At 62.5% G+C, this 14,099-nt stretch carries 12 protein-coding genes; 7 read left to right on the top strand and 5 right to left on the bottom strand.

What is annotated here, in order from left to right:
- Nucleotides 1–69: 69 nt before the first annotated feature.
- A complete protein-coding gene (locus AB7828_RS12160; protein WP_441230253.1) occupies nt 70–1,614 on the top strand; it encodes an MFS transporter in 1,545 nt (514 codons plus the stop codon).
- 60 nt (nt 1,615–1,674) lie between these two features.
- Here AB7828_RS12160 and AB7828_RS12155 read toward each other — a convergent pair whose 3' ends face one another.
- Both AB7828_RS12155 and AB7828_RS12150 read right to left on the bottom strand, forming a co-directional pair.
- A complete protein-coding gene (locus AB7828_RS12155) occupies nt 1,675–3,633 on the bottom strand; it encodes a hypothetical protein (protein WP_441230252.1) in 1,959 nt (652 codons plus the stop codon).
- Between the two features lie 80 nt (nt 3,634–3,713).
- A complete protein-coding gene (locus tag AB7828_RS12150) occupies nt 3,714–4,790 on the bottom strand; it encodes a lysylphosphatidylglycerol synthase transmembrane domain-containing protein (protein ID WP_120291394.1) in 1,077 nt (358 codons plus the stop codon).
- 403 nt (nt 4,791–5,193) lie between these two features.
- Here AB7828_RS12150 and AB7828_RS12145 point away from each other — a divergent pair, with 403 nt between their 5' ends.
- On the top strand, nt 5,194–5,700 hold the full coding sequence (locus AB7828_RS12145) for a YciE/YciF ferroxidase family protein (RefSeq protein ID WP_068735594.1): 507 nt from the start codon (nt 5,194–5,196) through the stop codon (nt 5,698–5,700).
- Nucleotides 5,701–5,773: 73 nt separating this feature from the next.
- Here the strand turns inward: AB7828_RS12145 and AB7828_RS12140 are convergent, their stop codons facing one another.
- Nucleotides 5,774–6,208, bottom strand: coding sequence for a hypothetical protein (locus AB7828_RS12140; protein ID WP_089265199.1), 435 nt, complete (start codon nt 6,206–6,208; stop codon nt 5,774–5,776).
- A 70-nt stretch (nt 6,209–6,278) separates the two neighbouring features.
- Between AB7828_RS12140 and AB7828_RS12135 the strand changes: the two genes are divergently transcribed.
- Nucleotides 6,279–6,893: a hypothetical protein gene (locus AB7828_RS12135; RefSeq protein ID WP_441230251.1), complete on the top strand. Its 615-nt coding sequence runs from the start codon at nt 6,279–6,281 to the stop codon at nt 6,891–6,893.
- On the opposite strand, the gene AB7828_RS12130 is transcribed toward AB7828_RS12135, so the two are convergent.
- Both AB7828_RS12130 and AB7828_RS12125 read right to left on the bottom strand, forming a co-directional pair.
- Nucleotides 6,894–7,319: a universal stress protein gene (locus AB7828_RS12130; protein ID WP_093757305.1), complete on the bottom strand. Its 426-nt coding sequence runs from the start codon at nt 7,317–7,319 to the stop codon at nt 6,894–6,896.
- Nucleotides 7,320–7,377: 58 nt separating this feature from the next.
- Nucleotides 7,378–7,914: a SixA phosphatase family protein gene (locus tag AB7828_RS12125; RefSeq protein ID WP_439064497.1), complete on the bottom strand. Its 537-nt coding sequence runs from the start codon at nt 7,912–7,914 to the stop codon at nt 7,378–7,380.
- Nucleotides 7,915–8,049: 135 nt separating this feature from the next.
- On the opposite strand from AB7828_RS12125, the gene AB7828_RS12120 reads away from it, so the two are divergent.
- The 4 genes from AB7828_RS12120 to flgK all read left to right on the top strand — a co-directional run bounded on the left by AB7828_RS12120 (nt 8,050) and on the right by flgK (nt 14,093).
- Entirely contained in the window at nt 8,050–9,423 is a 1,374-nt protein-coding gene (locus AB7828_RS12120; protein WP_441230250.1) for an NAD(P)/FAD-dependent oxidoreductase, read from the top strand.
- A gap of 129 nt (nt 9,424–9,552) precedes the next feature.
- Nucleotides 9,553–10,059 carry a peptide-methionine (R)-S-oxide reductase MsrB gene (msrB, locus tag AB7828_RS12115; RefSeq protein WP_231079893.1) on the top strand — a complete coding sequence of 169 codons (507 nt, stop codon included), beginning with the start codon at nt 9,553–9,555 and terminating at the stop codon, nt 10,057–10,059.
- A 217-nt stretch (nt 10,060–10,276) separates the two neighbouring features.
- Entirely contained in the window at nt 10,277–12,133 is a 1,857-nt protein-coding gene (locus AB7828_RS12110) for a flagellar hook-basal body complex protein (RefSeq protein ID WP_120291384.1), read from the top strand.
- Nucleotides 12,134–12,191: 58 nt separating this feature from the next.
- Nucleotides 12,192–14,093: a flagellar hook-associated protein FlgK gene (gene flgK / locus AB7828_RS12105; protein ID WP_089265193.1), complete on the top strand. Its 1,902-nt coding sequence runs from the start codon at nt 12,192–12,194 to the stop codon at nt 14,091–14,093.
- Nucleotides 14,094–14,099 lie beyond the last annotated feature (6 nt).

Below are 14,099 nucleotides of genomic sequence, written 5' to 3'. Positions count from 1 at the left end.
CAGACCGGGTGGACCTCGTCCTCTGTCGTCGGGCTTCACTGTGGCGCGTTATTATCCCGAAAGGCTCCCATGCTCTCCGAATCGACACGACAAAGCACATTGGCTTTGGCGGCTGCCTGTCTCACCTCCCTGATGTTCGGTCTGGAGATTTCCAGCATTCCCGCGGTCCTGCCGACGCTGGAGCGGGTGCTTCATGCCGATTTCAAACAGCTCCAATGGGTCATGAATGCGTATACGATCGCGGTGACGACGGTGCTGATGGCAACCGGCACGCTCGCGGATCGCTATGGGCGCAAGCGCATCCATCTGATTTCGATCGTCGCGTTTGCCGCTGCATCGCTGCTTTGCGGCCTGACCGAAAATATATTGGTGCTGATCGTTGCCAGATTTCTCCAGGGCATCAGCGGCGGGGCGATGCTGATCTGCCAGGTCGCGGTGCTATCCCATCAATTTCCGGAAGGGCGGCAACGCGCCGTTGCATTCGGCTGGTGGGGGATCATCTTTGGCATCGGTCTGGGCTTCGGCCCGATCATCGGCGGCGCAATCGTGGCTTTGTCGAGCTGGGAATGGGCCTTCCTCATCCATGTCCCGCTTGCCGTGATCGCCCTGATCCTCGCCGGGAGCGGAGTTCGCGAGTCGCGCGATCCGGAGGCCAGCAGCCTTGATCTTGCAGGGATCATCACGCTCTCGCTTGCAGTCTTCTGCCTCGCATTCTTCATTACGCAAGGCCCGGATATCGGCTTCGACAGCTGGACGGCGTTTGCGGTCGTCGGCGTGTTCGCTGCAAGCCTGATCGGCTTTGTCTTCGCCGAGCGTCTCAGCCCGAGGCCGATGTTCGACTTCACCGTCTTCCGGATCCGTAATTTTTCCGGCGCGCTGGTCGGCTCGATGGCCATGAACTTCAGCTTCTGGCCGTTCATGATCTATCTGCCGATCTATTTCCAGGCAGGGTTGGGTTATGGCAGCGTCGGCGCCGGACTGTCGCTTCTGGCCTATACGTTGCCGACGCTGGTCGTGCCGCCGGTGGCCGAACGGCTCGTGCTACGTTTCCATCCGGGTCTGGTCATCCCGCTCGGCCTGTTCACGATCGGAGCGGGGTTCTTCGCCATGAAGATCGGCAGCTCGGTCGCGCATGCGAGCTGGCTGACGATGCTGCCGGGATGCGTCCTTGCCGGCATCGGATTGGGGCTGACCAATACGCCCGTGACCAACACGACGACCGGATCGGTGCCGCAGGAACGCGCGGGCATGGCGTCGGGCATCGATATGAGCGCCCGCATGATTGCGCTTGCCATCAATATCGCGCTCATGGGCCTCATTCTCGTCGAGGGAGTTCGTGCGTCTTTGAAGGCCGCGCTACCGAGCGGTATCAGTGTCGAGCTCTTACGCTCGCTGGCAGAAAGCGTCGCCGCCGGCACGGCGCTCGCGTCTGAATACCATCCCGGCGGAGCCGTCATTCAAGACGCCCTGACCCAAGGGTTCGGCTGGGTCCTGCTTTATGGCGGAATGAGCGTGTGGATTCTCGCGGGCATCAGCTTTGTTGTCTTCGGCCATGGACTGCCGAGACGGGCGCCCCACGGCCAAAGCTGTGTCGAAGGCGACGGTCGGGCGTAGTCCGGACCGACGAGGTCCTCGGTTCTGCCGGGACCTCGATGGATAGCTGAGCTGATCGCCCTATCGCGCGGCTGGCTGCAGCACCATCGGTGCCAGCGGCTCTTGCGTGACATCAGCTTCGGCGCCCAGCCGCAATACGCTCGCCGCTGCCGGCACGACGGCATCGGCCATCGCGGCGTGGCCTTCGCCGGTGGGATGGATCGCACCGCCATAGACGGCGGAGAGAATGCCCCAGGTCGCGTCATGGATATCGGCCGGCTGGATCGCCGCCGAATAGCCCTGCGGATAGGTCATCGCCGCGAAGTAGCTGTCATTGGCGTCGCGGATCCAGCGGCCACGCGGCAAATAGGGGCGGAATTCGCTGGCGCCGCGACCGCACACCATCGGCTGCGCCGCCGCTTCGACGAGACTGGTCTCGAAGCTGTCGCCCTTGGGCGAGAAGCAGGCGCGATCGAATTCGGGATCGGATGAGGAGCGTGCGCAGAAGCCGTGATTGGCGAAACTCGCCTGATGCTGATCGACGAAGGTCATGCGGTCGGCTTCGGGATTGCGGCACAGTACGCCGCCCTGGCACAGCGCGATGGACTTCAGTTGCGGCAGGAATTCGGACTCGACGAAATTCGCGACATTGGCCAGCCGCTGCGGATCGGCTGAGAATGACGGATGCACGTCGAAGCCGGCCGGGCCGCCGGGGCAGGGTGCGCCATTGGCGAAAGTCGGGTTGGCGTAAGCGGCAAACACCACGCGTGACATGTCTCCGCCGAGCAGCGGCTTCAGGGCTTCGCGCACCTTGCCGAAGCTGGAGGGAAGTTCGCGGACCAGCGCGCTACGGGAGTCCTCGACCGAGCCTAGGATGCCGCCGCGCTTGAACAGCGCGCGTTCGGTGGCGTTCTCGACGATGACGTCGGCAACGAGCCCGGAGAAGTTGATGTCGTTGGCGCCGATCGACAGCAGCACGAGATCGAGCCGGCGTGCCGGCTGACGGCGCTTGGCGGCAGTGATGGCTTCGCGCAGTTCGGCGATCTGCGCGTTGACGCTGCCCGCACAGGTGCTCGCATTCTTCGTGGTGAGGCACTCACGCGCGCGCTGTCCACCCAGCAATCCGTCGGCGATGGTCGCGCCCGAACAGGCCAGCGGCAGATAGGTGACGGCGATGTGCGGATACTGCACGGCGAGCGCCAGCGCGGCGCGTGTCTGGTAGCTATAAAGCGAGCGGTGGCACGCGGCATTGAACCACTGCGCGCCCGCGCGCTGCCAGGCCTGCAGCGACTCGTAGGAATCGCAGGAGCGTCCGCCTTTGAAGCCCGCGCGGCTCGGCCGGTAGAACTGCCCGCTGGGGCCGCCGAGATAAGAGCGGAAGCAGAAGCCGTCATCGGACAGCGCGACCGGACGATCCGGATTGCCTTCGCCCGACGCAATGGAATCGCCGAGGCCCGCAATCAGGATGTCGCGCACGGCGATGTCGGCGCTGACCCGCACAGGAGCCTCGGCGCCGCTGGTGACCTCCACAGTCGCGACCGTGCGGCGACCATAGATGGCGCGGAAATTGATCGGCTCGGCGCAATCGAGGGTGGATTGACGCGGGCCTTCGCCGTCCTCGAAGGTCCAGGCGCAGATCGCACCGACGGGCACTTCGCCGGTGAGGCGGACGGTGATCGGATGTTCGGTCGGCGTCAGGTAGCTTTCCTTGACGGTGTCACGGGTGCAGGGCTCGCTGACCTTTCCGGCCAGATCGATGCACAGCCGGTTGACGGTGTTGCGCGCCCAGCCGCGGCCGTCGCTCTGCACGCCCAAAGCCTGTTCGGCACCCAGCACGCTGCGGTTGCGCATGGCGTCGACATGGAGCTGGAAGTCACGTTCTTCGCGGAACAGCCGGAAGCGGTTGCGCACTTCCCAGGAGATCTGGATCGAACTGTTGGCCACGCCCTGCGCGACGGCAGGTCCGACCGGCAGTGCGCCCAGCATGCCGAGCAGCACGGCGAGGTTGATCAATGAACGTCTGAAATAAATGGGGGCCATGGCGGTGTTGAACGTCACGTATGGGGCGGAAGTAAGAAATCGATTGGCCGGACGCGCGGTGTGGCGCGCCCGCGACTGATTCAACCCTGTGACTGACGCTTCAATGGCTGCTCATGCACCACGACCGGGGCGGGCTCGGTCTCACGACGTTCATTGCGGTCATCCAGGCGGCGCCTGTGCCATGGCTGGATGACACTGAGCCAGATTTCGCGGGTGCCCATGATGCAGATCGAGATAGCGAACGGGATCATGAAATACAGGATCCGGAACATGACCACGGTGGCGACCAGCTCCTCCTGGCGGAACTGCGGTAGCGCCACCAGCAAAGCGGCGTCGAATACGCCAAGGCTGCCCGGGGCATGGCTGGCGAAGCCCAGCAGGGTGGCGAGGATGAACACCACAGCCAGCGAGACGAAATCGATATAGGGCTGATCTGGCATCAGCAGATACATGGCCAGCGCGCAGAAGCCGAGATCGACAACGCCGATGGCGATCTGCAGCAGCGTCAACTGGGCGGAAGGCAGGACGACCTTCCAGCCGTTCTGACCGAGTTCGCGGCGTTGCTTGCCGACCGACAGCCAGACCAGATAGCCGATGATGCCGGCCAGACAGCCGAACCCGATCAGCCGATTGATGGCATTGGGAAGGAGATCGATGGCCGAGGCGGCCTGCGGATGCCAGACCATGCCGATGCCCAGCACGAACAGATTGCCGAGCCAGAAGGTCAGTCCGGAGATGAAGCAGATCTTGGCGACGTCAATGGCATTCAATCCGTAGTCCGAATAGATGCGGAAGCGGATGGCGCCGCCAGTGAACACGGTGGCCCCGATATTGTGGCCGATGGTGTAGCTGGTGAAGCCCGAGAGTGCCGCGATCCGATACGGCACATGCTTCTTGCCGATCGTTCTGAGCGCGAAGTAATCGTAGAAGGTGAGGGTGCAGAAGGCGCCGATCACGCACAGCGTCGCCATGGCGATTTGCATCGTCGATTTTGCGGCCATCGCCGCCAGGATCTTAGCGGTATCGAGGCCCTTCAGCGTATGCACCAGATGAGAGATGGCGAGGGCGATGACGATCAGGCTTGCGACAACACCCAGCCGTTTCCAGCCGACGTGTTGCTTGAAGCCGCGCCCGAGCGCGGTCAGCAATCGTTGCATTCGTCCTCCCGGCGGAGCGCGAACAGGTGGAAAGCCGATCGGGGTAACAGGCGGCAAGCGGCGACCAATTCACTCATACGCGAAGTTCACTCATCAAGCTCAAACCCTTACGGCAAAAACGTTTCGTTGTGCAGTCCTTGACAGCGCCAGCGTTAATACCGCGCCGCAGGGTCGCCACATACCCGCGCCGGCTGCAAAGCCCTGACCCTGCACGACAATCGCACAGACAATTCCGAGCCATTCGTCCCGCATTTCATATAGGCGGGCAAGTCGAATGTTCCATGCGGCAAATCAAGACGGTCCCGGAACACGTCCCAATATCGATGGTTACCGGCCTATCGCAACCGAGCGGGACAATGCGCCGCAGCGGCCACCCCCGTTCCAGAACACCGGGATTGAAACGATGGGACTGTTCACCAAGGACATCAAGACGATGGATGACCTGTTTGTGCACCAGCTACAGGACATTTATTACGCGGAGAAGCAGCTTCTGAAGGCGCTGCCGAAAATGGCTGACAAGGCTGCAGAACCACTGTTGAAGCAGGCTTTCAAGACGCATTTGCAAGAAACCGAAGTGCATGTGCAGCGGCTTGAGCAGGTCTTCGCCATGCACGGCGCCGAGGTGAAGGCGGTTACCTGCCCGGCAATCGACGGTATCATCAAGGAAGCCGACGAGACCGCCGGGGAAGTCGAGGACAAGAAGGTACTCGACGCCGCACTGATCAATGCGGCTCAGGCCGCCGAGCACTACGAGATCGCACGGTACGGTAGTCTGATCGCTTGGGCGCGCCAGCTTGGCCGCAACGATTGCGCGGCCGTGCTGCAGAAGACGCTCGATGAGGAAAAGACGACCGACAAAAAGCTGACGTCATTAGCCGAAGGCAAGGTGAATATGCGCGCCGCAAGCTGATCGCGGTACCAGCGGTCACACGGCATAGAACAATCGCGCGGGCAAAAGCCTGCGCGATTTTTTTGGGCTTTGCCTATGCCTTTCGCAGCGCGAAATGGGCGCCGCAGAACGCCATGACGCCGCCGAGGCCGAGGGCGGCAAGACTGGCCAGAACACCCGATGCCGTCGGTATAGCGTTGGGCGCCGAGGCCGCCTGACCGGCGCCGGCCAGAAATAGCACGCCGATGGTGATCAAAAATTGCCGCATGCGCTGCGGGATGCGACCGGACGCTGCGCTGTGCAGCAGGTTAGCGGTCACATAGCCGCCGACAAAGGCCATCGCCGCGATCAGCCACCAGGCGAAGGCCGATCCGATCGGCATGAAATTGTCGGGATCGTTGCGCCAGAGGCCACCGAGGTCGAGGCCAAATCGCTGGCCGAGCATGTGTACGGCCAGCGCCAGCAGCAATCCTGAAATCATCGCGCCGGCCAGAATCAGGCGGCGCGGAAAAGTGGTCGTCTCGGCCATGGCAAGCTTGTAAGGGACATGCAGGCGATCGCGCAAGCAAGCGAGGTCGAACAGTGCAGGGGACTTCTGTTTGCTCAAGACCCTCTTCAGGCGCAGGGACGCATCGTCTGCCGCAGAAGCGGCAGGGCCGGGGCACACCTATGCCTACAAGGCCTCCCTGATTGGCGCCGCGCATCGTTATGAATTGACCGATGAAGGTTTGTTATGGCGCACAGGTCGTCGCTCTGGTGTCTGGGCCTATGCGGATATCGCGGCGATCCGGTTGTCCTATCGGCCGATGGGTATGCAGCACCGCCGCTTTCGCGCCGATATCGATCATGCCGACGGTCGTCACATCACGATCTTCTCGACGTCGAAACAAACCGTCGCGCTGATGGAGCCACAGTCGGGCTACAGCGCGTTTATCCTGGAGCTACATCGACGTCTCGCTGCGGCAGGTAGTCTGGCCAGGCTGAGCGCTGGCCTGCGACCAGGCATCTACACAATGATTGTTGTGGCACTGGCCTTTGTCGGTCTCGCAATGACCGCGCTGCTCCTGCGCGCGTTGCTCACCGGCGAGTTTGCCGGCGTGGTCTTCATCATTGGCTTCGCAATATTCTTCGGCTGGCAGATCAGCGGTTTCATCCGCCGCAATAAACCGCGCAACTACACATTCAGCAGTGTGCCGGCCGAGCTGTTGCCGTAGTCACGGCCGCACGACGAGTACCGAACATTTCGCATAGCGCACCACATGGCCGGCATTGGAGCCGAGAAAGTAAGTGCGCATCGCCGGGCGGTGCGAGGTCATCACAATGAGATCGGCCTTGATCGCCGAGGCTTCTTCGAGAATCTCGTGATAGATGCCGCCCTGTCGCACCACGCTGGAGACGCGGCTGCTGTCGATGCCGCAATCGCGTGCCACCGCAGCAAGAGCGGCCTGCGACGATTCTAGTTGCTGAGTATCGAAATCCGCCGGGACATATTCGGCCAGCATCACCGGGGTCATCGGCATTATGTTGAGCAGCCGGACGGTGGCACCGAAGGTTTGCGACAGCGTCGCGGCCTGGGCAATCGCGGGTTTGGCCACATCGGTTTCGGCCAGATCGATCGGGACCAGAATGGATTTGTACATGTGCACCTCCATCGTCGTCCGGAGAAGGATAGCACAAACCGGTTCCGATGGGCGCAGCTTATTCGCCCGCGGCGCCCTTCAGCAGTTTCGGACTGACGAATTGCACGAGTTTTCCATCGCGGAAGGCAACGTCGTTCCAGTCCTCGATGGGAAAGTCGATCACCACGATGCTGCCGGTCGGCAGATTGTCGGCGACGGCTTTCCTGCCTGCGGCATCGCCGCTGCCAATCAGGCTGAGCGCCATTTCATGCAGGCCGGGATTGTGGCCGACCAGCATCAGCTGCTCTGGATCCTCCACGGCTGCGCCGCGGATCACCGCCAGCAATTCGGAGAGGCCGGCGCCATAGAGTTCATCGAGGCTGGCGACTATCGGTTTCGCCGCCGGCATCGCCGCCGCCACGAGGCTCCAGGTCTGCTGCGCGCGTACCGCCGTGGAGACGCAGACCAGATCGGGCAGGGGCGGATTTCTGCTGAGCCAGGCGCCCATGAGAGCCGCATCCAGCCGGCCGCGGTCATCCAGCCTGCGATCGAAATCCTTGCCGCTCGGCGCGTCCGTTTCAGTCTTGGCGTGACGCAGCAGCAGTAAACGGCGCATGGCGCGATCTCGATTCGGCAAGAGGTAGTAGCGAGGCGGGCGGCGCGGTCGCGCCAGACGTCAGGTCTGCGGATTAATGGACATGAACCGTGAGGACAAGGTGACAAGCGCCCCACCTGTCCGTAAGAAAACGTTATGACCGCCCCTTCCGCAAGCGTGACATTTGGACCTGAGGTCGCCGACGCCGACCGCGCGCGGCTGACCTTCAGCCTCGATGTCGATGTCTGCGTGGTCGGGGCCGGGCTCGCCGGGCTCAGCATTGCGCTGGAAGCGGCGCGTTTGGGTGCAAGCGTCGCGGTGCTCGAAGGGCGCCATGTCGGCTGGAACGCGTCCGGCAACCAGTTGGGAACCGTGATGCCGGGCTTTGGCCTGCCGCTCGCCGATCTGATTGCGCGTGTTGGCCTGGAGGACGCTCGTGAGTTGTGGGCGCTCTCGAAGCAGGGCGCAGAGTATGTCCGGACCCAGGCATCAGACGACCTGATCCCAGGTCTCGGCCTGTCCGAGGGGGCGCTGGAAGTCTCCAATGTCGATGTCGGCGATCGCCTGATCGCACGCCTGCAGATGCTCGGCGAAGATTTCGATACTGAAGTGGACGGCTGGCAGATCGACCGCGTCCGCGACGTGCTGAAAACCAAACGCTACTTTCACGGCGTGCATTATCCGAAGGCGTTTCAGATCGATGGCCGCAAATATCTGCTGGGTCTCGCAGCGCTGGCGAAACAGGCTGGTGTGCGGATATTCGAGGACACGCCGGTGGTCAGCATCGATGCCGGCGGCATCCGCAAACGCATCGTGACTCCGTCGGCGCGGATGCGTGCCACACACATCGTGCTGGCCGGCAACATCCATCTCGGTGCGCCTGCGCAAAAGCTGTCGGACACGCTGTTGCCGGTGTGGCGCTATGCCGGCATCACCGAACCGCTCGGTGAACGTCTCGCCGAGGCGGTGACGTTTCAGGGCTCGGTGAGCGATAGCGACGGGGTCGACCATTTCCGTATTGTCGATGGTGATCGGCTGATGTGGTCGAGCCCGGAAACGACATGGGCCGGGCAGCCGGAGCGCTATGCCGGCGCCATTGCCCGTCGCATCCGCACCGTGTTTCCGGCGCTGGGCAGGGTCGCCATCGCCGAGACCTTCGGCGGCGCGCTCGGCCAGACCGTCCACGGCATGCCGCAGATCGGGCAACTCCGTCAGGGATTATGGGTCGCCAGCGGCTTCAGCCATCGGGGCCTGAACACGACGGCGATGGCCGGGCAACTGATCGCCCGTGGCATGTATGCCTATGACGATCGCTTCAAGCTGTTCGCGCCGTTCGAACTGGTCTGGGCTGGTGGCACGATCGGGCGGGCCGTCGGCTACGCGGTCGGGCTATGGGAGCGGCAGGGCTCGGCGCTGGCCGGCACGCTGGCGCGGTACCGCGAACGGGCCGGGGCACGGGAGCGAATCCGCGAGGCGCGGCTGGCCGAGGCCAATCTGCGCGCGGGAACGCGGGGCCCGCGGCCGGGCTAGGCCGATCCACCCGGTTTGGGCGCGCAACAAAACGTGAGTAACATTTCGGAACCGCCGTGTAACTTCCGGCTCGTCCGCCCGTATTTCAAGCGAACGAGATGATTGTCTCGATTGTCAGGGAGACCAACCATGATCGACCGCCGCTTTCTTTTGACGACCGCTGCTGGCCTGGGAGGATTGCTGTCGCTGAAATGGCTGACGGCTTCGCCGGCGCGGGCTGCCTCGGACGAGAAGTTCGAAGTCGTGAAGACCGACGAGGAATGGCGCAAGCAGCTGACGCCGCAGCAATACGAGATCCTGCGCAAGGAAGGCACCGAGCGGCCGTATTCGAGCCCGCTGAACAAGGAAAAGCGCAAGGGCACCTTCGCCTGCGCCGGCTGCGACAATCCGCTGTTCTCGTCGGAGACCAAGTTCGAGAGCGGCACCGGCTGGCCGAGTTTCTGGCAGCCGCTGCAGAATGCTGTGGGCGAGCGCAAGGATTCGACGCTCGGCATGGTCCGCACCGAGATCCATTGCCGTCGCTGCGGTGGCCATCTCGGTCACGTCTTCGATGACGGCCCGAAGCCGACCGGCCTGCGCTACTGCATGGATGGCTTCGCGATGATCTTCAAACCGGCCGCGCCGTCGGCGACCTGAGCAGCTACGCAGAACCCGGCGAAATCAGGCGCCGATCCGGCAATTATTTCCCTGCTAGGCAATTGTGCCCCGGTCCATGGACCGGGGTTCTTTGTTTAGTGCGTTGAATTTGTTGAATTTATCCCCTTGGCACGGGGCTTGCGACATCTCCTCCGACAGCGGCTGTGAATTTGGCACCATCCGGCGGGCCGCCCGGATCGAAGTTGGAGACGATGTAATGGGTATCTTCGGCGCTCTCACCACGTCCGTTGCGGGCCTGCGGGCGAACTCCTATGCACTGGAAAACATTTCCGGCAACATCGCGAACTCGCAGACCACCGCCTTCAAGCGGATCGATACCAGCTTCCTCGACCTCATTCCCGATGCCGGCACATCCGCACAGGTGGCCGGTAGCGTGACGGCGCAATCGCGCAGCACCAACACCATCGCGGGTTCGGTGCAGTCGTCTTCGGTCGCGACTTACATGGCGATCAACGGCGACGGCTTCTTTGCGGTGCAGAAGCCGGGCAACGTCTCCGACTCCACGCCGATCTTTGACGGCGTCAACAAATATACCCGTCGCGGCGACTTCTCGCTCGACAAGAACGGCTATCTCGTCAACGGCGCCGGCTACTATCTGCAGGGCGTCAAGATCGATCCCTCGACCGGCAACCCGGCCGGCAGTACGCCGGAAGTGCTGCGCTTCCAGAATGACTTCCTGCCGTCGCAGGCCACCACCAAGATCGACTACCGCGCCAACCTCGCCAGCTATCCGCTGACCACCAAGCATCAGACGTCGGTGCCTGGTTCCGAACTGCTGCGATCGGCCGACTTCGTGTCGAACCCGCGCGTGCTGGGCACTGCGGCAACGCCCTTCGGGAATACGGCTGTTCCCGGCAATGCGCGCAACAATTTCGCGACGACACCGGCGCCGATCTCGGCGAATACCAAACTCGCGCCGGTGTCCGGCAGCGATACGCTGCCGGTCGGCTTTGCCAACGGCGATACGCTCGTGCTGAAGACCACCAGTGCCGGTGTCACCACGACCAAGACGCTTTCGTTCTACACGGGCGCCGTTGCTCCTGCAGCCGTGCCAGGCACGACCTTTATCCCTATCGACACGGCCGATGTCGGCGACGTGCTCACCGCCATCGACACCGCGACCGGCAATGCGTCGCCGCTATCGAGCGTGTCCGCCACCGGCGTGATCACGTTGAACTCCGGTACGGCGAACGACTTTACGCTGGCGGCAGGTTCGACGACCACGGCGGTCGCCGCATTCCAGGCCCTGGGTTTCACCGGCACCGTTACCGGCCTTCGTTCGGGCGGCGGCACGGCGGGCACCGGCGTCGTGATCGGCAGTGACTCCCAGACCTTCCTCGATGAATCGATCAGCGGTGGCGCCAAGACGGTCTATGATGGCAACGGTGCACCGGTCAGCCTGCAATTCAGGTGGGCGAAGGTCGAGTCCGCCACGCAGGGCGGAACGGATACCTGGAACCTGTTCTACCAGACCGATCCAGCGGCCACGGGTGCAAGCCCTGCCTGGCAGAATGTCGGCACCGACTTCAAGTTCGGCCCGAACGGCCAGATGCAGCCCGTTGTCGGCCAGATCACGCTGACCGGCCTGACCGTCAGCGGCAAGAGCCTTGGCAATGTCACGATGGCGTTCGGCACGGGCGGTCTCACGCAATTCGCCGACACCAACGGCAACGTCCAGGTCAATCAGCTCGAGCAGGACGGCTATGCTGCGGGTCAGCTGCAGAGCGTATCGGTCAGCAATGAAGGACGTGTGGTCGGCAGCTACTCCAACGGCCGCAACATCGATCTTGCTGAAGTCAGCATTGCCACCTTCAACGGCGCCAACTTCCTCAAGCGCATCGACGGCGGTGCGTTCGAGACCACCAACGAATCCGGCGAAGCGCTGTACGGCAAGGGTGGCAGTATTTCCGGCTCGTCGCTGGAGTCGTCGAACACCGACATCGCCGACGAATTCACCAAGCTCATTGTCACCCAGCAGGCCTATTCGGCCAATACCAAGGTGATCACGACCACCAACACCATGGTTCAGGATCTGCTGAACGTGATGCGTTAATCGGAGGGCCGCATCTGCGGCCTTCTTCCCGCGTCAACCTTGAGAGCGACAGTTAGTTATGAGTCTGAACGACGCACTCTCCATCGCCATGTCCGGCCTGCGCGCCAATCAGGCCGCGATGTCGCTGGTCTCCTCGAATGTGGCCAATGCGGAAACGCCTGGCTACATTCGCAAGTCGACGGATCAGGTCGCAGTCAATTCCGGCAACGGCAGCAGCGTCCGCACCGTCGGCGTCAATCGCGAACTCGATCAGTATATCCAGGCGCAGCTCCGCACCGAAACGTCGGGCGCGGGCTATGCTTCGCTCCGTTCGAGCTTCCTGCAGCAGATGCAGAGCCTCTATGGCGATCCTGGTTCAGTCGGCTCGCTCGAATATTCCTTCAATGCCCTGACGACAGCAGTGCAGGCGCTGTCAACGAGCGCGGACAGTCAGTCGGCGCGGATCGGCGTGCTCAACGCCGCGCAGACACTCGCGCAACAATTGAATTCGATGACGCAGGGTATTCAGAACCTGCGCAGCTCGGCGGAAAGCGGCATCAAGGATTCGGTGACGACCGCCAACACTCTGATGAAGCAGATTGCCAAGATCAACAATCAGTTGACGGCCAATCCGCAAGGCGGAACATCGACGGATTCCAACACCGCCGCGCTGCTCGATCAGCGCGATCAATATGTCACGCAGCTGTCGCAGCTGATGGATATCCGCGTCACCACCAATGGTGCCAACCAGGTCACCATCTTCACCGGTTCCGGTGTGCAGCTGGTGGGCAACGAAGCGGCGACTCTGGCGTTCAATGCCCAAGGCACAGTATCGGCCGACACGACGTGGAGCGCGGATCCCAGCAAGAGCAATCTCGGCTCGGTGGTAATCGAGTTTCCGAACGGCGGATCGATCGACCTGACTGCTGCCGGTGCTATCAAGTCGGGCACGATCGCCGCATATACCGAACTTCGCGACAAGACGCTTGTCGAGGCGCAGAACCAGCTTGATCAGTTCGCAGCATCGATCTCGAGCGCGCTCTCGGACAAGACGACGGCGGGAAGCGTGTTCCCGGCACCGACGGTGCCGCCGACGACGCTGCCGCCGGGAACGCCGACCGGCTTCACGCTCGACGTATCGCAAATGAAGCCGGGCAATGTCATTCACTTCACGTATACGGATACGGCGACCAACACGCAGCGCGAAATTTCGTTCATGCGGGTCGATGATCCCAGCGTGCTGCCGCTGCCGAACACGGCAACAACCAATCCGAATGATACCGTCATCGGCCTCGATTTTTCTTCGGGCTTCGGCTCGGTTCTGAATCAGTTGAACGCGGCGCTTGGCGGCCAGGCTACGTTCTCCGGCACGGCCGGTGCGCTTACCGTCGTCAACAATCCCGCATTCGCCAACATCAACGCGGCGTCGGTGACGGTTACGCAAGGTCCCACTGATCTAAGCAACGGCAGCCCGGAGCTGGCGTTGTTCACTGACAACGGCGCCGCCTATAGCGGTGGCATCAGCAAGAACGGTTCGCAGATGACCGGTCTCGCCGGCCGGCTGACGATCAACAATGCGATCGTCGCCGACCCCTCCAAGCTGGTGGTCTATAGCGGATCGACGGCAGCAGGCGACACGACGCGGTCGGCCCTCCTGCTCAACCAGTTGAACAATGCCAGTTTCACTTATTCGCCGGCGACGGGAACGGGCAGTGATACGGCACCGTTCAAGGGGACGCTGTCGAGCTATATGCGCCAGTTCGTCGGGCAACAGGGCGCTGCGGCGGATTCCGCCAAGCAACTCGCGGATGGCCAGAACGTCGTTCTCAATACACTCGACAAGAAGATGGCAGACGCGTCCGGCGTGAATATGGATGACGAGATGGCGCATCTGCTGTCGTTGCAGAACGCCTATTCGGCCAATGCGCGCGTGATGTCGACGGTCAACGAATTGTACAAAACCCTGATGCAGGCATTCTGAGGTAGT

It is taken from the genome of Tardiphaga sp. 215_C5_N2_1 (assembly GCF_052076055.1).
GTDB classification, from domain to species: Bacteria; Pseudomonadota; Alphaproteobacteria; order Rhizobiales; family Xanthobacteraceae; genus Tardiphaga; species Tardiphaga robiniae.
The sequence above is the reverse complement of the archived record's forward strand: the minus strand, read 5'-3'. Positions and strand labels throughout refer to the sequence as shown.

Bases quoted from the DNA above. Each gene is read 5' to 3' on its own strand.
- AB7828_RS12160 (WP_441230253.1), top strand. From the start codon at position 70: ATGCTCTCCGAATCGACACGACAAAGCACATTGGCTTTGGCGGCTGCC.
- AB7828_RS12155 (WP_441230252.1), bottom strand. From the start codon at position 3,633: ATGGCCCCCATTTATTTCAGACGTTCATTGATCAACCTCGCCGTGCTG.
- AB7828_RS12150 (WP_120291394.1), bottom strand. From the start codon at position 4,790: ATGCAACGATTGCTGACCGCGCTCGGGCGCGGCTTCAAGCAACACGTC.
- AB7828_RS12145 (WP_068735594.1), top strand. From the start codon at position 5,194: ATGGGACTGTTCACCAAGGACATCAAGACGATGGATGACCTGTTTGTG.
- AB7828_RS12140 (WP_089265199.1), bottom strand. From the start codon at position 6,208: ATGGCCGAGACGACCACTTTTCCGCGCCGCCTGATTCTGGCCGGCGCG.
- AB7828_RS12130 (WP_093757305.1), bottom strand. From the start codon at position 7,319: ATGTACAAATCCATTCTGGTCCCGATCGATCTGGCCGAAACCGATGTG.
- AB7828_RS12125 (WP_439064497.1), bottom strand. From the start codon at position 7,914: ATGCGCCGTTTACTGCTGCTGCGTCACGCCAAGACTGAAACGGACGCG.
- AB7828_RS12120 (WP_441230250.1), top strand. From the start codon at position 8,050: ATGACCGCCCCTTCCGCAAGCGTGACATTTGGACCTGAGGTCGCCGAC.
- msrB (WP_231079893.1), top strand. From the start codon at position 9,553: ATGATCGACCGCCGCTTTCTTTTGACGACCGCTGCTGGCCTGGGAGGA.
- AB7828_RS12110 (WP_120291384.1), top strand. From the start codon at position 10,277: ATGGGTATCTTCGGCGCTCTCACCACGTCCGTTGCGGGCCTGCGGGCG.
- flgK (WP_089265193.1), top strand. From the start codon at position 12,192: ATGAGTCTGAACGACGCACTCTCCATCGCCATGTCCGGCCTGCGCGCC.